Here is a 22459-nt window from a genome sequence, read left to right as displayed (position 1 = left end):
TCGGTGAGACGTTGGGAGTCCTCCCCCTCCGTCACGCTGCGCGTGCCACCTCCCCCTGGCGGGATTTGAATGGGTTCACGCAGCCGCCCGCATCCCCGAAGCGGCGGCGTAATCGGCGATCTGGGCAAGGGTGACGGCGCGTGCGCCCTCACCCGATCCCACCGCCTTGTGCCAGTCGACGATCCATTCCAGCGCACGGTCGAGCGTCAGGGCAGGGCGCCAGCCCAGCGCAGCGCGCGCCTTGGAGCTGTCGAGCCGAAGCAGCCCGGCCTCGTGCGGCCGCGGCCCGCTGTCGAGCAGCGGCGCCTCGCCGTCACCCCAGGCCGCGCGCATCCGCTCCACGATCCAGCTCACCGGCCGCGCATCGTCGTCCGACGGGCCGAAGTTCCATGCATCGGCGAAGCTGCGGTCGCCCGCCATCAGCCGCTCGGCGATCGCGATATATCCGCCCAGCGCCTCCAGCACGTGCTGCCAGGGGCGCACGGCATCGGGCGCGCGGATCAGCGGCGCTACGCCCGCCTCGAACGCGCGGATCAGGTCGGGAACCAGCCGGTCCTCGGCCCAGTCGCCGCCGCCGATGACGTTGCCCGCGCGCACCGTGGCGAGGGCAGGGCCGTCGTCCCCGAAGAACGAGCTGCGCCACGATGCCGCGGCCAGCTCGGCGCAGCCCTTGCTGCTGCTGTACGGGTCGTGCCCGCCCATCGGATCGCTCTCGCGATAGGGCCACACCCACTCGCGGTTGGCATAGCATTTGTCGCTGGTGACGCAGACCACGCCCCGTACCCCGCCGACCTGCCGCGCGGCTTCGAGCACATGCACGGTGCCCATCACATTGGTCGCATATGTACTTACAGGGTCGGAATAGGACTGCCGCACCAGCGGCTGCGCGGCGAGGTGGAAGACAAGTTCCGGCTTTGCCCTGGCGAACGTGGAATGCACCGCGGCGTAATCCCGAACATCGTCCACGACATGTTCCACCAATTCTCCAATCCGCGCCGCCTCGAACAGGCTCGGCTCGGTCGGCGGGGGGAGGGCCAGGCCGGTCACCTCCGCGCCCATCGAATGCAGCCACAGGCTCAGCCAGCTGCCCTTGAATCCGGTATGCCCGGTGACCACCACCCGGCGCCCGCGCCACCCGCTCACCAGCGCTTCCACGGCGCATTTCCGCCGTTCCACAGCTCTTCGAGGTACAGCTTGTCGCGCAGCGTATCCATCGGCTGCCAGAAGCCGTCGTGGCGGTATCCCATCAGCTCGCCGCCCCGCGCCAGCGTCTCCAGCGGCTTCTGCTCCCACACGCTCTCGGGCCCGTCGATCAGGTCGAGGACGGAGGGATCGGCGACGAAGAACCCGCCATTGATCTGCCCACCGTCACCGGCAGGCTTTTCCTTGAAATCAGTGACTTGCGTGCCCTTGAACTCGAGCGCGCCGAAGCGCCCGGGGGGCGATACCGCGGTGATCGTCGCGCGCAGCCCGTGCGATTTGTGGAAGGCTACCAGGTCGGCGATGTCGATGTCCGCCACCCCGTCGCCATAGGTGAAGCAGAAAGGCTCGCCATCCTCCAGATACGGCCGGATCGCGCTCAGCCGCCCGCCGGTCATGGTCGATGCGCCGGTCTCGACCAGCGTGATCCGCCACGGCTCGCTGCGTGCGTGATGCACCTCCATCCCGTTGCCGCCGCGCAGGTCGATCGTCACGTCGGAGGTGTGGAGGAAGTAGTTCGCGAAGAACTCCTTGATCAGATAACCCTTATATCCCAGGCAGATGACGAAGTCGTTGAACCCCGCCGCCGAATAGATCTTCATGATGTGCCACAGGATCGGCATCCCGCCGATCTCGACCATCGGCTTGGGCCGAACGGCCGTCTCTTCGCCGAGCCGGGTGCCAAGGCCGCCGGCCAGGATTACGGTTCGCATCGTCACTCCACGTCATGCCATTCGACACCATGACGGACCCGACCATCCCGCCCCGTAACCGCGATCAGACGCGCTGGACCCGCCATGCGGCATTGCTGCTGATCCTGCTGGTCGCCGCCGCCTTGCGCATCCATGGCGCCACCTTCGGTCTGCCTGCGCTCAACGATCCGGACGAGCCGCTGTTCATGATGACCGCGCTCGACATGCTGCGCAGCGGCAACCCCAATCCCGGCTGGTTCGGGCATCCAGCGACGCTCACCTTCTATGCGATCGCACTGGTGATCGCCGCGGTGGCGGGAATAGGTATTCTCGCCGGCCGCTTCGCCGATCTCGATGCCTTCGTCGCCGCGGCCTATGCTGATCCGTCGATCCTGTTCCTGCCCGCGCGGCTGTTCTTCGTCGCGTGCGGCGTGCTGTGCGTCTCGCTGACCTGGCGGCTGGGCAAGCGGCTGGGCGGCGAGCGGCTGGGGCTGGCGGCGGCGGCACTGCTCGCGGTCAATTCGGCCCATGTCGAATATTCGCAACTCATCCGCACCGACGTGCAGATGACCGTCTTCGTCCTGCTCGCAACGCTGGCTTCGCTTGACATTCTGGAGCGGGGGCGGCTGCGCGATCACGCGGCCGCCGGGATCTTCGTCGGGCTCGGCATTGCGACGAAATGGCCAGCAGCGCTGATCGTGCTCAGCCCGATCGCCGCTGCGGTGGCGCGGGGCATGCCGCAGCACAGGGCGTTGCGACCGCTGGTGGTGGTGGCGGGCACAACCGCCACGACGCTGTTTGCCGTCTCGCCGTTCCTGCTGCTCGACTATGCCACGGTCGCGCAGAATCTCGGCGGCGAAGCGCGACCGGTGCATCCGGGCGCCACCGGCGGCGGATTCCTCGCCAATCTCGGCTGGTATGCACGCGGTCCCTTGCTCGAATCCTTCGGTGCAGCGGGCCTGATCGCCGCTGCTGCCGGAAGCGTTCTCGCCCTGCGCGACCGCCGCGCGCTCATCGCCGTCGTTCCCGGGGTCGCCGCATTCTGCCTCGTCATCGCGACGCGCGCGCTCGTCTGGGAGCGGTGGGTCGTCCCCCTGCTGCCCTTTCTTGCGCTCGCCGCCGCCGCAGCGATCTGCGCGCTTGGCGACTGGCTGCGCAAGCGGTTCAAGCGCCGCATTCCCGCGTTCGAGGCCGCCGCCATCGCGCTGCTTCTCATCCCGATGGCGATGGCGACCCGCGCGAGCCAGGCCGAGCGCTTGAACGACACCCGACAGGTCGCCGCCGCATGGATCAGGGCCAATGCGCCGCGCGGCAGCACCATCCTGGTCGAGCATGCCGCGTTCGACCTGCTTCAGGACGGCTGGACGCTACGCTTCCCGCTCGGCGCGGCGGGTTGCGTCGATGCCGTTTCGTTGCTGGCGGGGCGGATCAGCTATTCCCGCGTCGAAACGCTACGCTCGGGCCGCGCCGTGGTCGATATCGGGCACGTCGATCGCGCCCAGCTGCCCAGCTGCCACACCGACTATGCAATCTTTACCCATTATCAGGTCTATCACGACGACCGGCAGCGCTTCGGCGCGCAATGGGAGGCGTATCGCGCAATCGCGGCGGGAGGACGGGTGCGGGCCGTCATTCGTCCGGCCGCAGGCGTCCGTGGCGGACCGGTCGTCCACATCCTCGAGCTGCGCTAGCTGATCAACCTCGTCACGGCGGCGGGCGGGTGGTGATCCCTGCGGGCATCTGGCCGACCAGGGGCATCCGCCTGAAGAGCCACGTCAATCTGCACCTTTCGGCTGGGGCGACGCTCCGCTTCTCGACCGATCCGAACGACTATCTCCCGCCGGTGCTGACGCGATTCGAGGGTGTCGAGTGCATGAACTTTGCGCCGCTGATCTATGCCTTCGATGCCGAGGATGTGGCGATCACCGGCTCCGGCACGCTCGACGGGCAGGCGGGATGGAAGAACTGGTGGGGCTGGATCTCGCGCGACGACGCCACGATCAACGCGGGCCGTCAGGAAGCGCAGAAGCGGCTCGCAGAGTTGGCCGAGCGCGGCGCGCCCGCGTCCGAACGGATCATGGGCGCGGGCGCCTATCTGCGGCCGAGCTTCGTCCAGCCCTATCGCTGCCGCAACGTGCTGATCGACGGGCCTACGATCCTCGGCTCGCCGATGTGGATGGTCCACCCGGTATTATGCACCAACGTCACCGTGCGCGGGGTGACGATCAATTCGCTCGGCCCGAACAATGACGGCTGCAACTCGGAATCGTGCCGCGATGTGTTGATCGAGGGGTGCGACTTCACGGCAGGCGACGATTGCATCGCGATCAAGAGCGGGCGCAACTTCGACGGCCGCCGCATCAACGTGCCGAGCGAGAATATCGTGGTGCGCAATTGCCGGATGCGCGATGGGCATGGCGGCGTCTCGCTCGGCAGCGAGGCGTCGGGCGGGATCCGCAACGTCTATATCCGCGATTGCCGGATGGGCGGCTCCGACCTGCTGCGCGCGCTGCGGCTCAAGAGCAATTCGTACCGCGGCGGTTATATCGAGAATATTCTGTTCCGCGACGTCGAGGTCGACAGCGTGGGGGAGGGCGTGCTGGAGATCAGCCTACTCTACAGCGAATCCGGCAAGAAGGGCACGCGGGGCAATTTTCTGCCCCGGCGTGTGGGCGGGGTGACGATGCGCAACGTGCGCAGCAAGGGGAGCCTCTATGCTCTCGATATCCAGAGCTATCCCGAACTGCCGGTCGACGCGATCCGGGTCGAGGATTGCCGGTTCGAGAATGTGAAGCAGGGCAACCGGCTGGTGAACGTGCAGGTCACCGCCGCGCGCGTCACGATCAACGGCAAGCCGTGGGTGCCGGCATGAGGTGGTTGCTTGCGCTGCTGCTGATCGGCTGGCCATTGATCGCCTTCTCCGAGACCGTGCGCGTGTCGCCGAGCGGAAAGGCCTATTGCACCGTCGGCGCGGCGATCGCGGCACTGCCGGAGTCGGGTGGAGAAGTGCGGATCGCGCCCGGCACCTATCGCGAGAAGCTGTGGATCGGGAAGGCGAACGTCCATTTGATCGGAACCGGCAAGAGGCCCGAGGAGGTCGTTCTGGTCTATGCCGACAGCTCGATCACCGTGGGCAACACCTACAAGACGCCGAGCGTCCATGTCGCGGGGGACGGCTTCCGCGCCGACAATCTGACGATCGCCAATGACTGGGGCAGTGATCCCTCGCGCAAGAACTCGCAGGCGGTCGCGCTCGCGTTGTCCGGCGACAGCGCGGTGCTTACGCGCGTCCGCATCCTCAGCACGCAGGACACGCTTTATCTGGTCAAGCCCGAGGGCAAGCAGGCCCGCCACCTATTCCGCGACTGCTATGTCGAGGGGCATGTCGACTTCGTGTTCGGCAACGCCAACGCCTATTTCGAGCGCTGCCACCTGCACGGGGTCGAGCGGTCCAACATCTTCTACACCGCGCAGAGCCGCAACAGTCCGAACGAGGAGAGCGCCTTCGTTTTCAGCGACTGCCGGCTGACGTCCTATGCCGCGCCGGACGGTGTATTCCTGGGGCGGGCGTGGCGGCCCTATGCGCGGGTGATCTGGCTGAACACGCAGATGGATGCGCCGATCGCGCCCGCCGGCTGGCGCGAATGGTATCCCGATCGGTCGAAGACGCTGGATACGGCCTATTATGCCGAATATCGATCGCGCGGGCCGGGCGCGTCGCCAGCCACGCGCGACCCCCGCTCGCATCGGTTGAGCGACGCGGAAGCGGCGCAGTGGACGCTGCCCAATTTCTTCAAGGGCGATATCGACTGGATCGATCCACCCGCACGGTAGCGATCCGCGCTCCTCCTACGCGATGGAGAAACATGCCCGAGACCGCGTTGGTGCAAGGCCTGATCGCAGGTGCACAGCGGCGTGAGAGGGATGATCGGCGGCAACTTAACCAACAGCTGGAAAGCGCTGCGCGCAGAGGCGATGCATTGCACCCGCTGCGACCTTCACAAATGCGCCACCCAGACGGTGTTCGGCGAAGGGTCGCTCGCAACGGAGCTTGTCTTCGTCGGAGAGCAGCCTGGAGATCAGGAGGATCTCGCCGGCCGGCCCTTTGTCGGCCCGGCGGGCCAACTCTTCGACCGGGCGCTGGCGGATGCCGGGATCGATCGCGCGCACAGCTACGTGACCAATGCGGTGAAGCATTTCAAGTTCGAGCGGCGCGGCAAACGGCGCATTCATGACAAGCCCAATGGCGGTGAGGTCGCCGCCTGCCGCTGGTGGCTGGAGCGGGAGCTGGCGCTGATCCGTCCGCGGATCACGGTGGCGCTCGGTGCGACGGCGGCCCGATCATTGTTTGGAAAGGTTGTGACGATTTCGGCGTTGCGCGGTGAGGTGCAGCGAATGCCGGACGGCGGCGAGGCGTGGGTTACGGTCCACCCCAGCTATCTCCTGCGCGTCCGCGACCATCGGGATGAGGCGTATGAGAAGTTCGTCGAGGATCTCCGCCAGGTCGGCAAGCGCATCGCACAAGTCTGACAGCCGAGCGCCCGTTATTGCCGTCGCGCAAGAAGTACTCCGTGTTCTTAAATGATCGGCTTCGGCATGGATCCCTATCCGCAACAGGGGGCCGGCGGCCGCTGTGTATGCCGCGGATTCGGAAGAGAAGATCGTGCTTGGGCCGCGTGGTGGCCTCGCGCTCGGAACGGCACCCTTCGGCGGCCCGGCCGCACGTAAGATCCTGCCCTCGCTGGCGCGTGTGGGGAACGATAACCGATACGCTCTCCATAATCGAACTCCCATTGACACCTCGTCCCTTCAGTGTATTTAGGTAACGATAACAGAAAATGTAGCGGACCGGCTCTTTGGGAGCCTGTAGCTAGGGGAGAGGAAATGAGGCGAGTTCAGCTTATTGCCGGTTTGTTGTGTGCCACGGCGTGGCCCGCGTTGGCGCAGACGGCCACGGAGGGGGCGGATACGAGCGCGTCGCGTACCGCCGATGCGCCGCAGGACGCGAGCGGCGAGATCGTGGTCACCGGCATGCGCGAGAGCCTCGCCAGCGCGGTGTCGATCAAGCGCAATGCTGCCGAGATCGTAGAATCGATAACTGCCACCGACATCGGCAAGCTTCCCGACCCCAACGTCGCCGAGACGCTCACCCGGGTTCCCGGCGTGCAGGCCTATCGCTTCGGCGGCGAGGCGGCGTCGCCGGTCGGGCAAGGAAGCGGAATTACGATCCGCGGCCTGAGCGGGCAGACGGCGTCGCGCACCAATGGGCGTGCCTATTTCAGCGCGGGCCAGCGCGAGTTCAACATCGAGGGTACCAGCCCCGCGATGGTGGCCGGTGTCGATGTCTACAAGAACCCGTCTGCCGAGCATATCGAGGGCGGGATCGGGGGACTCGTCAACGTGCGCACCCGGCGACCGCTCGATTTCCGCGGCTTCACGGTGGCTGCATCCGCCGGCGTCAAGTATAATGATTTCGCGGGCGAAGTGACGCCGGATCTGTTTGCTTTGGTCTCGAACCGCTGGAGCGTTGGCGAGGGCGAACTCGGCATCATGCTGGCCGGCAGCTATCTGAGAACGGTCAACCGAGGTGACAATACGCCTGCGCCGGCTGGCCTAAACTTCCGGCGCGCGATTGCCGCAAACAGCGCTGAATATGCCGCCGGGGCGGCCAGCGGTCTCTATAACCCGGCCTATGTCGGGCGCGCCGACATCAATTTCCTGGCGACCGTCGATCCCACGACCGTGCCGCTGGCGGACCGGGCCAATCTGATCTCGGCGGTGGCCGAGCAGCCGACGGTCGGCGACGAGATATATGTCCGCACGCGCAAGGGGCTGAACGGCGTCATCCAGTATCGCCCGCGGCCCGGCCTCGAATTCTATGTCGAGGGCGTGTACAATTATTACCTGTACGACCAGGACTATAAGTTCCTCGCCCCCGTCGACAGCCGCTACGTCCAGAACCTGACCACGGCAGCGTTCAACGCGACCGAAGGGCTCGCCAACCGCAACTTCAACGGCGGCGCCGACGACCTGCTGTCGGGGAAGCGCATCACCGGCGGCACGTTCCTGGGCTCGACCTTCACCTCCACCGGCGGCGACGAGCATCGCGTCTACGAGACAGGCGTGGTCTCGGCCGGCGTCAAATGGGAGGTGACGCCGCAGTTCGACGCCAATTTCGACTTCACCTATGTGAAGGCCTATCAGAAGCAGGACAATCGCAACGTCACGCTGACGCCGCGCGCAGGGCTGACCTGGGACATCGCCCGCGACCTCACCCGCCGGCCCTCCTATTTCACGATCAGCGGGCCCGATCTGAGCGCACCCGGCAACTGGGTGTTCAACCAATATGCCAATGGCACCAACCAGACCTTCAGCGACGACGGCATCGCGGCCGCGCTGGACCTTCAATATCGCTTCGACGGGGACATCCTGAAGCGCATCAAGTTCGGCGCGCGCTATGCGACGCAGAACGATTCGTATCGCAGCTATCAGTTCGCCGGCAAGAACCTCACCACCAACGGCGCGGCGCTCGCGGCGAACCAGGCGAACGCGATTCCCGCGTCGAGCCTGACCAGGCTGGTGACGACGGCGGACGACGATTTCTTCCAGGGCCAGGCGGGTTATGCGGGCGGGTTCCTGATCTACGCGCCGCGCATGCTGCTGGGCGATATCGTGCGCAACAACTTCCCGCTGGCGGGCATCCAGCCCGAGGACGCGCTCAGCGAGAATCTCGTCAACCGGCGCGAGTTCCGCGAAAAGACCTATGCCGGTTATGCCGTCGCCGATTTCGGTTTCCTGGGCGATCGCATCACCGGCAACGCCGGGGTTCGCGTGGTGAAGACCGACACTTTCGTCGAGGCCCAGGTCAGCACGGCGGGCGGTATCGTCCCGCGCAATGCGAGCAATTCATACACCGATGTGCTGCCCACGGTGAACCTCACCGGCAAGCTGACCGAAAACACGCTGCTGCGCTTCGGTTACGGCAAGGGCATCACCCGGCCGGACCCGGCGGCGCTCAATCCGTCGGTGGTGGTCAACCTCACCAGCGGCACCGCGCAGGTCGGCAACGCCGATCTCCAGCCGCAGCGCGCCGACAGCTACGATTTGTCGCTGGAACATTATTTCTCGCGCTCGAACTATGTGTCGGCGGGATTCTTCTACAAGAAGATCGACGGCTTCTTCAGCGCAGTCGGCTCATGCCAGACGGTGGCCGGCTTCACCTATAACGGCGTGACGCCGAACGGGTGCTCGGGCGGTCAGTTCTTCGTCAACCAGACCGTCAATGCCCAGCGCGGAACGGCCAAGGGCGTCGAGCTCGCCGCGCAGACCTTCTTCGATTACGCCTTCCTGCCCGACTTCCTGCACAAGTTCGGCGCCTCGGCATCGTTCACCTATGTCGATACGAAGAACCCGATCCTGCTTTCAAACGGTGTGCTGGTGAACTCGGTCCAGCCGTTCACCTCCAAGTACAATTACTCGATCGCGGGCATGTATGAGGATTCCTTCCTGTCGGCGCGGATCGTCTATACGCACCGGTCGTCTGCGCTGTTCACCTCGATCGCGCTGAACCCGATCGACAGCCGCTATGCGCAGGGCTTCGGGCTGCTCGACGCGTCGCTCAACTTCAACCTGCCCCATAATCTGCAACTGTCGCTCACGGCATCGAACCTGACCAACGCCGCGCCGCACCGTTTCTATGGCGAGCCCGGCTATGCGACGGGGATCGAACGGCAGCACTATCGCAACGGTCGCGTCTTCGGCGCGGCCCTGCGCTACCGCTTCGGGAGCTAGCCATCCCCCTGGGCAGCTCGATCGGCGAGCCGCCCACCCTTTCCAGTCTCGGTGGAGGACCAGGTGATGAATAGGGCAGGGTTCCTCTGTGCCGCTGCGATGATGTCGCCGATGCCGTCCGCCGCACAGGCTCCGGACGCCGGGCTGCACATCCACGCGCCGCCGCAGGGCGGCGCCTTCTATTCGCACCTCAACGACGATTTCACGGTGCGGGTGCGCGTGCCCGGCGGCGCGTGGCGGGACCTCTACGAATATAATGTCCGGATCGACTCCGATCAGAAGCAAAACGCATCGATGGTGTCGTTCGACATCGGCGGGCCGGTCGAGGTTGCCGTCAAGAAGAACAATGGCGACGTGCGCCGGGTGCAGGTGCGGCCCGACTCCGCCGGCGTCCGTGCGCGGCTGGTCGGCAACACCGCTTATTTCAGGCTCGACAGGCCGACCAAGGTCTCCGTCGAATTCGACGGAGACCGGCTGCATAATTTACATCTCTTCGCCAATCCGATTGAGTCCGATCTGCCGACCTCAGGCCCCGACGTGATCTACTTCGGACCCGGCGTCCACAAGCTGCCGGCGGGCCAGGAGAGCTTCCGGATTCCCTCCAACAAGACGGTCGTGATTTCGGGCGACGCCCTGGTGCAGGGAATGATCGAGATTCGCGATGCGGAGAATGTGCGGATCGTCGGACATGGCATCATCGAGGAGAAGGGCCTCCTTATCGTTCGTGCTCGCAACGTCACGATCGATGGACCGATCATCCTCAATCCAAAGCATTATTCAGTACAATGCGGTCAATCGACCGGGTTGACGATCCGCGAACTCAAGGCGTTCAGTGTCGGAAGCTGGACCGACGGCATCGACCTGATGAGCTGTTCGGACGTCGTGGTCGACAAGGTGTTTCTGCGCAATTCGGACGACGCGATCGCGATCTATGGCGGGCGCTGGGACTATCGCGGCGATTCCCGCAATCATCGCATCACCGACTCTATCTTGTGGGCCGATATCGCGCATCCGATCAACATCGGCCTCCACGGCATGCCCGATTCACCGGAGGTGATCGAGAATGTCGTGTTCCGTAACATCGACGTGCTCGGGCATGATGAGGACGACCGCAACTATCAGGGCGTGATGGCGATCTCGAACGGCGACAACATCCGCGTGCGTGACATCACCTTCGAGGACATCCGGGTCGACGATATCCAGGAAGGGATGCTGTTCAACCTGCGTGTCGTGTTCAATGAGAAGTACAGCCACGCACCCGGCGCGGGGATTGAGAACATCCACCTGCGCAACATCCGCTTCAAGGGCGGCGACGTGAACCGGTCCGTCATCGCGGGTTATTCGCAGACGCGTGGGGTTCGCGGTGTGACGCTCGAGAAGGTGAGGATCGCCGGAAAGCGCCTCAAGCGCGCGGATATCGATGTGGGTCCTTTCGTCGAAGGTCTCGTCGTTCGCTAGCCGCGGCGCGTGCCGCTGCTAGGCGGCCGGTATGACGCTCATCACAAAGGAAGCGGGCGATCGCCTCGGGACCTCTCCGAGTCGGGTCGACCGAGATGCTGTGCGGGGCAGGTTTATCGTGGGAACGATACCGTTCTATCAATACATTGATATTCCATAGCAATACTATCTGTAAAGCGCGATATTATGAAATAGGATTGACAATTATCGGATATTATCGGTATCGATACCAGTAAGGATGGGAGAGAGTCGCGGGCATGTCGTGCCCTCGTGGCCAGCTCGCCGCCTTCAATATCCAAGGGATCGGCGCGGGGTGCGCAGGGGAGGAAAAATGGACAGCCACAATCTTGATTGCCGCAGCGGATTCCGTGCTTCCCGCTTGATTCTGGGGCTTGCCGCAGGCGCCAGCGCACTGGCGATCACCGCCGCGCATGCGCAGTCGGCACCGGCGCTCCAGGCTTCGCAGCAGGTGGTCTCAGCCCCGCAAAATGCGCAGGCGCAGTCCACCCCCGCACCCGAGCCGGCCCAGCGCCGGTCTTCCCCGCAGGCGCCGGAGGAGGAAAGCGTCGCGCAGGAGGTAATCGTGACCGGCGTCATGGCGAGCACCAAGGCAAAGGACGCGAATACGTCCTTCTCGGTGCTGACCGAGGACGACATGTCCAAATTCACGCCGATCAGCGCCGACGACATGCTGCGCGACATGCCGGGCGTGGTCGTGGAGAGCAACGACGGCGTGGCGCGCAACGAGGTCTTCACGCGCGGCATGACGATCGGCACCGGGGCGAACACTTCGGGTTATTTCTGGTCGACGATCCTCGAGGACGGCCTGCCGGTCGTGCCGTTCAAGTTCAGCGGCTTCCAGGACGGCTATTTCTATCGCGCCGACATCTCGACGAGCAGGGTGGAATCGGTGCGCGGCGGTTCGTCCGCCACGGGCGTTACCACGTCGGTCGGCGCGACGTTCAACTACATCACCGGCAAGGTGAAGCCGGGCGGCACCATTCAGGCGCGCATCGGCTTTGAGGGCGAGGATCTGCATCTTTCGTGGAAGCAGATCGATGGCGCCTATGGCTGGGTGAACAAGGAAGGGGATCTTGGCGTCGGCGTCAGCGGCTTCTATCGCGTGTCCAACGGACAGGTGAATCCGGGCCGCAATCTGAACGAGGGCGGGCAGTTCAAGGTCAATTTCTACAAGGACTATTCGACCTCGAACGGCTCGGGCTCGTTCAACATCGTCTACAAGCATCTGGACGACACCAACGCCGAGCTGACCACGTTCCAGCAACCGGCCTATGGCTATCAGAGCCCGCAGGAGATTGCGGGTTTCGGCCGCGACGTGAACCTGTTCATGAACGGCGGCGAGCAGACCGTTCCCAACTATTTCCGGCGCGGCACGCATTCGCTCGATCCGTCGGCCGGCTACCGGTATCAGCAGGATGCGCTGTGGCTTCGCTGGAACCACAGCCTCGACAATGGCTGGAGCTTCAACGGCGCGCTCCGTTTGCAGAAGTCGCGGTATCGCGGGCAATCCTACAAGCCCCAGAGCGTCAATTCGCTGGCGTCGGCCGCGGCCACGCGCGAGCGCTTCGGATTGAACATCAACAATCTCGATCGCACGCCGGGCTTTTACGAATTCTATGACGATAGCGGGACCCAGGTTGCGCGCGTGGCGAACAACGTCGCCGGTTCGCAGCTCGGGACGAACTACCGCACGGGCGCGGCCTGTCCGCGCGTGACCCAGACGACCTGGCAGACGAACAGCCTCTGCGTCGTCGCCAACAGCCTGCCCAATCGCAACATCGACATGCGCGGCGGCGTGGTCACGGCGACCATCCCCAATGCCGACGGCTCGTTCAATTCGGGAACGGTGCCGGTCAATTCGGCTTCGCAGGATCTGGTGCTCCTGACCCGATCGGAAGACAATTACCGGTCCTCCACGGACTTCATGGCCAACTTCACGACCAGCTATCAGTCGGAGAAGTTCGGGTTGAACCTGGGGCTGTACTTCTCGCGGGCGCGGCAGGAGAACGACAACTGGGCCAATGGCCTGGGCGTGTCGGCCTGGGCGGACGGCCAGGTGCGCAATCTCAACGTCCGCTACGTCACCGCGACCGGCACCACCTATCAGCTGACCGACGCCGGCGGCTGGGGCAACTATGGCAGCGGCCTGTTCACGACGGTGTCGCAGCGCGCGCGCATTACGGAGATCTCGCCCTATGCCGGGGTGAGGTGGTCGCCGAGCCGGCACTGGGATTTCGACGCCAGCGTCAAATACCAGCATTTCAACGCTCACACCCGCTCGATCACCTGGGACACACGCAATCCCGGCGCGGGGTCGCTGAGCAATGGCGGCCTCGATGGCAACCCGCTGACCGTCTATGACAACGTCTATATGGTCCAGACGCCAGCCAAGACGATCACGGCGGACAAGAATGTCGGGGTGTGGAATTACACCGCCGCGGCGGGTTACAACATCAACGACAACCACAAATTCTATGTCCGCTACACGGACGGCAAGCAGCCTGCCGCAGGCATCGTCAACCGCTACTCGACCGCGGCGACGCTGGTGCGCCCGCTCGGCCCGACTGCCTATGTGAAGGGATACGAGATCGCCTATACCTTCGCCGAGAGGAACCTGACCGGCCAGATCACCTATTTCCGGCAGGATTTCGCCGTGAACGACTATCCGACGGCGATCGACAAGGACAATGTCTCGACCTACCTGCTGCCCGAGAATTTCAACAAATACTTCACCCGCGGCGTCGAGGCTTGGGCGAAGTGGAAGATCACCCGCAACCTCGAATGGAGTCCGTCGGTCACCTATCTGAACGGCAGGACGCTCGAGAGCTATACCTGGCTCAACACCGGCGCCAACGGGCAGGGCGCGGATGACGACGTGCTGCGGGTCGACTCCGGCATCCTGGCGCGGTCGCCGAAATGGACGGTCAGCAACACCGTATCCTGGCGCTGGGACGATTTCCGCTTCAACCTGCGCCATCGCTGGATGGACAAGCGCAAGCTCAACGCCAATGCGCTGGACCAGCGCTACCTGCCGACGCAGGACAATGTGGACTTTTCGATTCAGTATAGCGGCTTGAAGAAGACCCAGATCACGCTGGATGTGCGTAACGTCTTCGATACGCAGTATATCTCGGCCTATGATCCGATGATCAGCACCAATTTGCCGGCCAATGTCCAGATTTACGACGTGGTCGCACAGCTGCCGGACTCGGGCTTCCTTCTGAAGCGCAACGCGCCGCGGTCGCTATGGCTGACCGTTCGCACGAGCTTCTGAGGCAAATGCTGGTGCCAACGGCGAGGGCGGCCGCTTCCTCGCCGTTGATCGTCCTTCCATGATAGTCGCAGGGCAATGACCGAAGATTACGACCTGAGACTTGTCGCGCCGTTCAGCCCGTCGATCATCAAGGCGCGGATGCCGGACGCGCTTGTCGCGCAGTTGAACGCGCGGGCGGACGATATCGTGTCGCGCAAGGATGAGGTGGCTGCGCGTGACTGGTCGAGCCACCTGGCTGGCGCCGTCAGTACCGAAATACGGTTCACGGATGTGATCCGGGAAATGCCCGACTTCTCGGATTTCCTCTACGACGTCGCCCGGACCTACACCTATCGCTGCGAGAATGTCCTCCTTCACTTCAGCGACTATGCGCGGACCGAGGAGCTGAGCGACAAGAAGCTGCGCATCGAGATCAAGGAAGGCTGGGTCAACGACATGGTGCCCGGCGACTACAATCCGGCGCATTTTCATCAGGGCTGCGTGTTCAGCAGTGTCGGGTTCCTGAGGATCCCGAATGGTTACGAGGCGGAGTTCGCGGCGGACAAGGCGCGGCAGAACACCGCCGGATGCCTCCAGTTCATCGACAGCCGCAGCGCCGTGGGCCTGCGCAACCTGTTCACGGTCAAGCCGGCGATCGGCGACTTCTACCTATGGCCGTCCTGGATGCTGCACTGCGTCTACCCGTTCAAGAGCGCGGGCGTGCGGCGCTCGATCGCAATCAACCTGGCTCTGGCCTGAAGAAGCGACGAAGGAGGTGGAATGAGCGGGTGGCGGTACGAGGCGAGCGATCTCATTCGGATCGTCCGGTTGGTTCTTGGGGTGGTGTCGCTCTGCGTGGCACCGGCCGCACTGGCTTCGCCGCAGGGCGAGCTGCGGGTCTATCCCGTTCCGCGCGAGCTGCTCTATTCCGTGCATAATGACGACTTTACGGTGCGCGTCCGCGAGGCCGGGGGCGACTGGCAGGATCTCTACGAATATCGCGTGCAGGTGGACACGGATACGCGGCTGCACGCATCGATGGTTTATTTCGACTTCGAGGGAACTGTCGAGCTCGAGGTCTTCAGGAACAACGGCCGGTTCGACGACGTCTCGGTGGCGCCCCTGTCGAGCGGGGTGAAGGTCGATCGCCGGGGCAATCTGCTGCGGATGACGCTCACGCGGCCGGAGAGCTTCTCGTTGCAGTTCGACGGCGATCGGCTGCGCAATCTGCATATCATCGCGGGGCCTCTGCCGCCGTCGCCGCCAGCGGGCGCGCATGTCCGTCGCTTCGGGCCCGGCCTGCACGTTCCGCCCGCCGGCAGCGACGTCTTCCCGGTCAAATCGGGCGAGCACATCCACCTCGAAGGTGGCGCGGTGCTGCGCGGTTCGTTCATGCTCGACGGGCTCAGCGACGTGAAGATCTCCGGCCGCGGCATGCTGTGGGATCCGGGGCGGGCGATCGATCTCGAAAAGGCGAAAAGCATCGCGATCTCCGATCTGATCCTGGTCAACAGCTACCGCAAGGATGCGGCGCGGGTGATCAACATTCGCAATTCGCGCAATGTCGCGGTCAGCGGAATCACCGGCTTCACCTCGGGCAAATGGTCGGACGGCATCAACATCTCGACGTCGCAGCATATCACGGTCGAGGGCAGCTACCTTCGCGTCTCGGACGACGCCGTAGTCGTCTATGCGGTGGCGGATTGCCCGCTCTGCCGCCAGCGCGCGGCGCAGACCGGCATCCCCGACCTCAATCCGCCGGGCGATACCTTCGACATCACGGTGCGCAACATGCGCATCTGGAACGATGTCGCCCACGCGCTCTATGTCGGCCATTTCGGCGACAATGCCGACCCGCGCACGATCCGCGACGTCACCTTCGACAATATCGACATCGCCAATCTCGACGAGGACGATCCCGACTGGGAAGGCGCCATCGCGATCTTCTCCGGCGACAGCACGCGCATCCGCAACATCACCTTCAGCAATATCCGCGTCGACCGAATCGAAGAGGGTAAGCTGATCAACATCGTCGCGGGCGACAATGCGCGCTACAACAAGGCGCCTGGCCGCGCGATCGAGGGAGTGACGCTGCGCAACATCAGCTTCACCGGCGAAGGCCTGCCGAGCCGCTCGATCATCAGGGGACTCTCCGCGAAGACCGCCGTCCGCAACGTCACGATCGAAAATCTGCGCATCGGCGGCCGCCGGATCGACAGCCCGGCGGCGGGCGATATCGAAGTCGGGCAGTTCGTGGAGGGGCTTCAGATCCGCTGAGCGGAATGCAGACGGAGTGGAAAGGTCGAGGGGGACATGATTTGCTGCCAGGAATGAGGGAAGGAAGCATGGCTGTCCGTCGACGGCGAGCAGCCGGCGCATGTTCGGTCGCGCTGGCGGCGGTCGCGATGCTCGTCTCGGCCGCGCCGCCCGATGCGAATCCATGGCTCCCCGACCAGGGCGACGGCACCTATCGCAACCCGGTGCTGGCCGGTGACTATTCGGATCCGGATGTCGTGCGGGTCGGGGATGACTTCTACCTGACCGCTTCGTCCTTCTCGAACGTTCCGGGGCTGCCGATCCTGCATTCGCGCGATCTTGTGAATTGGCGGCTGATCGGGCATGCGCTGCCGCGGATCGAGCCGGAGGGGCACTTCGCCACGCCGCGCCGCGGCGGCGGAGTATGGGCGCCGGCGATCGTTCATCGCGACGGGCTGTTCCGTATCTACTATCCCGATCCCGATTTCGGCATCTTCGTCGTCACCGCGCGCAACCCCGCGGGCCCGTGGTCGGCGCCGGTGCTGGTGGACAAGACGCGCGGCGCGATCGACCCGGCGCCCTTCTGGGACGACGACGGCACCGCCTGGCTCGCCCATGCCTTCGCCGCCAGCCGCGCCGGTTACCAGAACGTGATCGTGCTCAAGCGGATGAATGCGGAGGGCACGCGCACGCTCGGCGAAGGGCGCCGGATCATCGAGGGCGACAAGCTGCCCGCGGTGCGCACGAGCATCGGGCCGCGGCCGTGGCAGACCACCGAGGGCCCCAAGCTCTACAAGCGCGACGGCTGGTACTGGATCTTCGCGCCCAGCGGCAGCGTCAAGGGCGGCTGGCAGGGCGTGTTCCGCGCCCGCCGCCTCGAAGGGCCGTGGGAAGGGCGCAACGTGCTCGACCAGGGCAGGACGGCGATCAACGGGCCGCATCAGGGGGCCTGGGTACGAACCGTAGCGGGCGAGGACTGGTTCCTGCACTTTCAGGATACCGACAGCTATGGGCGGCGCGTGCACCTGCAGCCGATGCGCTGGCGCGGCGGCTGGCCGGTGATCGGCACGGACGCGGATGGCGACGGCATCGGCGAGCCGGTGCTGCGCCACGCCAAGCCCCGGCTTGCGGCTACGGCGCGGACTCAGCCCGAGACGGACGACCCGTTCGACACGGGCACGCCCTCGCTGGTCTGGCAATGGAATTCCAATCCGGGCGAGGACTGGATCGCGAAGGGCGCGCCGGGCTGGCTGCGTCTCAACTCGGCATCGACGTCCGTCAATCTGTGGGAAGCCGGCAATCTGCTGTCGCGCAAGCTGCCCGCCGAAACCTTCACCGCCACGGCGAAGGCGCGTTTTGCGCCGTTGCGCGACGGCGAGCGTACGGGGCTGTCGCTGTTCGGCGCCAGCTATGCCTGGATCGGCGCCGAGAAGCGCAAGGATGGCATCCGGATCGTAAGGGTTACGCGGACCGACGCAAACCAGCCCGGGAGCCGGGAGACGCTCGTCAACGGTCCGGCGCTCGAATCCGGTCAGCCCCTCTGGCTGCGCGTGTCGGCGGCGCCGATCACTGAACGCAATCCGCTACCCGATTTCACGCCCTATTGGCCCTCGATGCTGCGCTCCACCCATGCGCGGGCGCAGTTCTCGTTCAGCCTTGACGGAAAGCGCTTCGAGCCGCTGGGCGAAGCGTTCGTCAGCCGGGCGGGCCGCTGGGTCGGCGCGCAGCTCGGCATCTTCGCGCAGGCGCCGAGCGGTTCCGCCGCGTTCGCGGCGACCAGCGTCGGCCATGCCGAGTTCGACTCCTTCGAATGGGGCGTCGCGCCTTAGCCGCGGTTCCCTCAATCCAGCGTGATGCGCCGGTCGCCGGCATAGGCGACGAGCAGGTCGCTGCCGGCATCGGAGCGCAGATCGACGGTTCCGGCGAGGCTGAGGCACTGGCCGGGCGCGAAGGCGACGCCATCGACCTGCCCGGTGCCCGCGATCGGGATCAGCCACGCCGTCGCCTCTGCCGGAAGCGCGAAACGGCGGCGCGCATCCGTCCAGCGCTCGAGCATGAAGGTCGGCCCTTCGACGAGCAGGCGCCGGCCCGGCGCGACCTCGCCCGGCGCGTCCGGTGAAGCATAGGGAACGGGATCGGCCACCGCGACCCCGGCGTCGAGATGGAGCTCGCGCGGCCGCCCATAGTCATAGAGGCGATAGGTGGTCTCGCTGTTCTGCTGCACCTCGATCAGGGTGATGCCCGCGCCGATGGCGTGGACGGTGCCGGACGGGACATGGAAGAAGTCGCCCGCCTGCACCGGCTTCCAGTCGAGAAGCAGCTCGATTGAGCCGTCGATCGCCGCTTCGCGCAACGCCGCGCGCTCGACCGGGTGCGTGGTGCCGAGCGCGATCGTCGAATCCGGTGCGGCGTCAAGGATCAGCCAGCATTCGTCCTTGCCGCGCGGCAGCCCGGCGGCTTGCGCCTGCGCGTCGCCCGGATGGACCTGAACTGACAGCCGTTCGCTGGTGAAGATGTATTTGACGAGCAGCTCGGGTGCGAAATTGCCCGGGGTTCCGAACCAGATCTCGCCCACCGGGTCCTGATCCGGCCCGCAATCTGGGAAGCCCGTTCCGAGCTGACGCCGACCCCAAGGTTTCGCGACGCGGTGCGCGGTCAGTACAGTGGCGGTCATGATGCTCCTGAGGACTCGAGAACGATATCAGATTTGGCAGAAAAACGAGCGCTCTGCCTAAGAGATATGTCCTCGATACTCCTCACAGAATACGCAGCTGTTATCGATAGCAGTTCTTCGTTGTCTCGAGGCGTTGATCGCGATATGAGCATCTCAGATCGGCGAACTGCCGGCGAAGGGAGGGGTGGAGGCGTGATTCTGTCGGCAATGGCTCTTGTACTCACGGCCGCATCGCCGTCCGCGGCGATGGCGCCGCCGGAAGCGGAGGGGCCGGTTCTGGCGTTTCGCGACGCGAACATCACGCGGGCACGCAAGCTTTCGGCCGAAGATCCGGTTGCGCAGGCGCGATGGGCGGCATTGCGCGCACGCGCTGACGCCGCCATCGCCAAGCCGCCAACGGGCGAGCGCCAGATCGACGCGGCGCTCGAGGCGCTGGCGCTCAGCTATCGCATGACGCTGGAGACGCGCTACGCCGCGGCGGCGCGCGACCTGTTGCTGGTGCGGGCGGGACGCGCCGACTGGCTGACCGACCGGCCGCTGGCGCGGCGCGACCCGCCATGGCGATCCGACCTGGGCATGGGCTATGCCGCGGCGAGCTACGGCATCGCCTATGATGCGATCCGCGAGACGCTGACGCCCGGCGAACGGCGCAGGATCGTCGACGGGCTGGTGAAGGGGGCGATCGAGCCGATCCTGAACGACTGGATCGACGGGCGGCAACGCATCCATGCGCTCGATACGATGGGCCACAACTGGTGGGCGCATATCGTGTTCGGCGCCGGGGTCGGCGCGCTGGCGATCCTGCGCGACGAGCCGCGCGCCCGGGGCTGGGCGGAACGCATCGATTCCGCCTCGGTCGAATGGTTTCGCTTCGCCGGCTCGCGGATCGAATCCAAGCCGCTGACCTTCGGCAGCGACGGCGGCTATTCCGAAACCGTGGGCTATGCCGAGCTGGGCCTGCACAGCCTGTTGCTGTTCCGCCGCGCATGGGGGGAGGCAATGCCGCATCCCGCCGCGCCGATCCCCGGCCTGAATCGTGCCGCCCATTATTTCCTGGCCACCGCCTATCCGCGGACCGGCGGCTGGGTGTCGCTCAACTTCGGGGACAGCCGGCCGCCGAGCTGCGGTTGCCGCAGCCTGGCCGACCTGTGGGCGCTGGGCGACCGCAACCCCGCCTATCTGCGCTATATCGACGGTTTCGCGGGGACGGCGGACAAGGATGCGTGGGGCGACGCTACCAACCTGCCCTATCTGCCCGATGCGGCCGAGCGCGCTGCGGCGCGCGATCCGGCGCTGCCCACGGCGCTCACCTTCCCCAGCCAGGGACTCGCTACGCTGCGCAGCGGCTGGGAGCCCGACGCGACTTTGTTCGCGATCAAGGCAGGGCATACATGGAACCACAACCACGCCGATGCAGGCAGCTTCATCCTGCATCACCGCGGGCGGGTGCTGCTGTCGGATTCGGGGCATTCGGCTTATTCGTCGCCGGAGTATGACGGCTATTACCGGCAGAGCGTCGCGCACAACGTCGTCACCGTCGACGGCAAGGCGGAGCCGCCCAGCGACCTCTATGACGGCTCGCATTTCCCGGGAAGGATCGATCACCTGATCGATACGCCCGGCTTCCGCTATCTGTGGGCGGACGCGACGGGACCGACCTCGCGCTATTTCCAGCGCAATTTTCGTAATCTGCTGTGGGTCGGGGACACCATATTGGTGCTCGACGACCTGCGGGCATGGACGATCGGCCAATATGAGTGGTTGCTCCACTATCAGGGGAGCGCCAAGCGGGAAGGGCAGGTCGTGCGCGTCGTCGACCAGGATTCCGCGGTCGATGTGCGGCCGCTATTCCCCCAGCCGCTGCCCGATGGCGGGTTGCCCACCGACTATCCCGAGGCGATGCGGATGGTCGAGCATCAGGGACTGAAGGACGCCGATCCCAAGGCGCAAATCCCCTATATCGGCTTTCAGCCGACCGAGCTGCGCGAGCGCGAGAAGATCATGGTCGCGATCCAGCCGCGGACACCGGGCAGGACGCCGGCGCGGATCGAGCGCCTCGAGGGGATCAACTGGATCGGCGTGCGGCTGACCGGCGAGGACCGGACGACCGAGATCTACATGAACCTGCTCGCCGACGGCCGCATCCGCCATCGCAACGCCAATGCGACGCTCGCGGGTTATCAGACCGATGCGTACATCCTCGCGTTGAGCTGGCCCGCGGGGGCGAGGCGGGGGACGGAGCCGGACCAGCTCTTCGTCGCCAATGGCAGCTATCTGCGCCGCGACGGGCGGACGGTCGTCGACAGCCTGTCGAAGATGTTCGCGCATCTCGATCTTCGGGCCGGGGCGCTCGTGCTTTCGGGCCAGCCGGACCTGAACGCGCGCTTTGCGTGCCGGGGGCCGTTGCGGCTGGCCGGCGTCACGACGGCGATCGATTGCCGGGACGGCACGGCGACGCTGGTGCGTCGCTAGACATCTGAGCAGGAGAAGGAAGATCATGGCGCGCAGCACCGTCGTCGCGATGACTCTTGCCCTCGGCGTGAGCCAAGCCCAGGCGCAGACCATCGACCGCATCGATTTCGGCGATGCCCGCGCGGCGGGCGAGCATGCCGTCAGGCTCAGCGCCGCGCAGATGGTGCCGGGCGCGCTGGGGCAGGCGGCGGTGCGGCTCAAGCCGCGATCGAATGGCGACTGGCGCGGCGGCAACGTCGCCTTCCGGCTGAAGGTCGCGCCCGATGTTCCGAATTTCCTGAGCATACGGCTGTGGGGCGGGGATGTCGTGCAGGGCGGCCTGACGCTGATCTGCGGCGGCAAGCAGGTCGGCGATCGCCTGCTCAGCGATTATGACCAGCTCGACTATGGCGTGCTGGCCCCGCAATTTCCCGGCGCCTTCTACCGGACGTTGCGGCTGCCCGATGTCGTCACGCGCGGGCGGACGACCCGAAATAGCGTTCGAGGAGGATGTGGTCCCCTTGTCCAACGACCAGCCCGGCGCCGGGGACGATCCCGTCGCCCACCCAGGCGGCGACAAGCTCGGTCATCGGCGTGAGATCGGGCGGATCGCCCGGCGCCGCGGCACGCGCTGCCGGAACCAGCGCAAGCCCCGGGCCCGAA

14 protein-coding genes and 1 pseudogene are annotated in these 22459 nt (G+C 65.4%); 12 read left to right on the top strand and 3 right to left on the bottom strand.

The features are described 5' to 3' along the window. Window positions 1–75: 75 nt before the first annotated feature. Both rfbG and rfbF read right to left on the bottom strand, forming a co-directional pair. Complete coding sequence (gene rfbG, locus VGD28_RS10985) at window positions 76–1143, bottom strand: CDP-glucose 4,6-dehydratase (protein WP_331028385.1); 1068 nt, start codon at window positions 1141–1143, stop codon at window positions 76–78. Then, window positions 1140–1913, bottom strand: coding sequence for a glucose-1-phosphate cytidylyltransferase (rfbF, locus tag VGD28_RS10980; RefSeq protein ID WP_331028384.1), 774 nt, complete (start codon window positions 1911–1913; stop codon window positions 1140–1142). The genes rfbG and rfbF overlap by 4 nt, the downstream gene beginning before the upstream one ends. Before the next feature lie 29 nt (window positions 1914–1942). On the opposite strand from rfbF, the gene VGD28_RS10975 reads away from it, so the two are divergent. The 10 genes and pseudogenes from VGD28_RS10975 (at window position 1943) to VGD28_RS10930 (ending at window position 18500) form a co-directional block, all read left to right on the top strand. After that, window positions 1943–3583: an ArnT family glycosyltransferase gene (locus VGD28_RS10975; RefSeq protein WP_331028383.1), complete on the top strand. Its 1641-nt coding sequence runs from the start codon at window positions 1943–1945 to the stop codon at window positions 3581–3583. 32 nt (window positions 3584–3615) lie between these two features. After that, window positions 3616–4764 carry a glycoside hydrolase family 28 protein gene (locus tag VGD28_RS10970; RefSeq protein WP_331028382.1) on the top strand — a complete coding sequence of 383 codons (1149 nt, stop codon included), beginning with the start codon at window positions 3616–3618 and terminating at the stop codon, window positions 4762–4764. Further along, window positions 4761–5726: a pectinesterase family protein gene (locus tag VGD28_RS10965; protein WP_331028381.1), complete on the top strand. Its 966-nt coding sequence runs from the start codon at window positions 4761–4763 to the stop codon at window positions 5724–5726. The genes VGD28_RS10970 and VGD28_RS10965 overlap by 4 nt, the downstream gene beginning before the upstream one ends. An 11-nt stretch (window positions 5727–5737) precedes the next feature. Further along, a pseudogene (locus VGD28_RS10960) lies at window positions 5738–6422 on the top strand (UdgX family uracil-DNA binding protein); the annotation flags it as partial. 408 nt (window positions 6423–6830) lie between these two features. Beyond that, complete coding sequence (locus tag VGD28_RS10955; RefSeq protein ID WP_331028380.1) at window positions 6831–9683, top strand: TonB-dependent receptor; 2853 nt, start codon at window positions 6831–6833, stop codon at window positions 9681–9683. 111 nt (window positions 9684–9794) lie between these two features. After that, on the top strand, window positions 9795–11141 hold the full coding sequence (locus VGD28_RS10950; RefSeq protein WP_331028379.1) for a glycosyl hydrolase family 28 protein: 1347 nt from the start codon (window positions 9795–9797) through the stop codon (window positions 11139–11141). A gap of 379 nt (window positions 11142–11520) precedes the next feature. Beyond that, a complete protein-coding gene (locus VGD28_RS10945) occupies window positions 11521–14436 on the top strand; it encodes a TonB-dependent receptor domain-containing protein (RefSeq protein WP_331028378.1) in 2916 nt (971 codons plus the stop codon). Window positions 14437–14511: 75 nt separating this feature from the next. Beyond that, window positions 14512–15174: a putative 2OG-Fe(II) oxygenase gene (locus VGD28_RS10940; RefSeq protein ID WP_331028377.1), complete on the top strand. Its 663-nt coding sequence runs from the start codon at window positions 14512–14514 to the stop codon at window positions 15172–15174. Between the two features lie 21 nt (window positions 15175–15195). Beyond that, complete coding sequence (locus tag VGD28_RS10935) at window positions 15196–16692, top strand: glycosyl hydrolase family 28 protein (protein WP_331028376.1); 1497 nt, start codon at window positions 15196–15198, stop codon at window positions 16690–16692. Between the two features lie 68 nt (window positions 16693–16760). Further along, window positions 16761–18500: a glycoside hydrolase 43 family protein gene (locus VGD28_RS10930; RefSeq protein WP_331028375.1), complete on the top strand. Its 1740-nt coding sequence runs from the start codon at window positions 16761–16763 to the stop codon at window positions 18498–18500. A gap of 11 nt (window positions 18501–18511) precedes the next feature. On the opposite strand, the gene VGD28_RS10925 is transcribed toward VGD28_RS10930, so the two are convergent. Continuing rightward, complete coding sequence (locus VGD28_RS10925) at window positions 18512–19345, bottom strand: class I mannose-6-phosphate isomerase (protein ID WP_331028374.1); 834 nt, start codon at window positions 19343–19345, stop codon at window positions 18512–18514. Between the two features lie 207 nt (window positions 19346–19552). On the opposite strand from VGD28_RS10925, the gene VGD28_RS10920 reads away from it, so the two are divergent. Next, window positions 19553–21817: a heparinase II/III domain-containing protein gene (locus VGD28_RS10920; RefSeq protein ID WP_331028373.1), complete on the top strand. Its 2265-nt coding sequence runs from the start codon at window positions 19553–19555 to the stop codon at window positions 21815–21817. A 25-nt stretch (window positions 21818–21842) separates the two neighbouring features. Next, window positions 21843–22394, top strand: a complete 552-nt coding sequence (locus tag VGD28_RS10915; RefSeq protein ID WP_331028372.1) for a hypothetical protein — start codon at window positions 21843–21845, stop codon at window positions 22392–22394. The last annotated feature ends 65 nt before the right edge of the window (window positions 22395–22459 follow it).

Source organism: Sphingomonas sp. (assembly GCF_036402235.1).
Taxonomy (GTDB): domain Bacteria; phylum Pseudomonadota; class Alphaproteobacteria; order Sphingomonadales; family Sphingomonadaceae; genus Sphingomonas.
The sequence above is the reverse complement of the archived record's forward strand: the minus strand, read 5'-3'. Positions and strand labels throughout refer to the sequence as shown.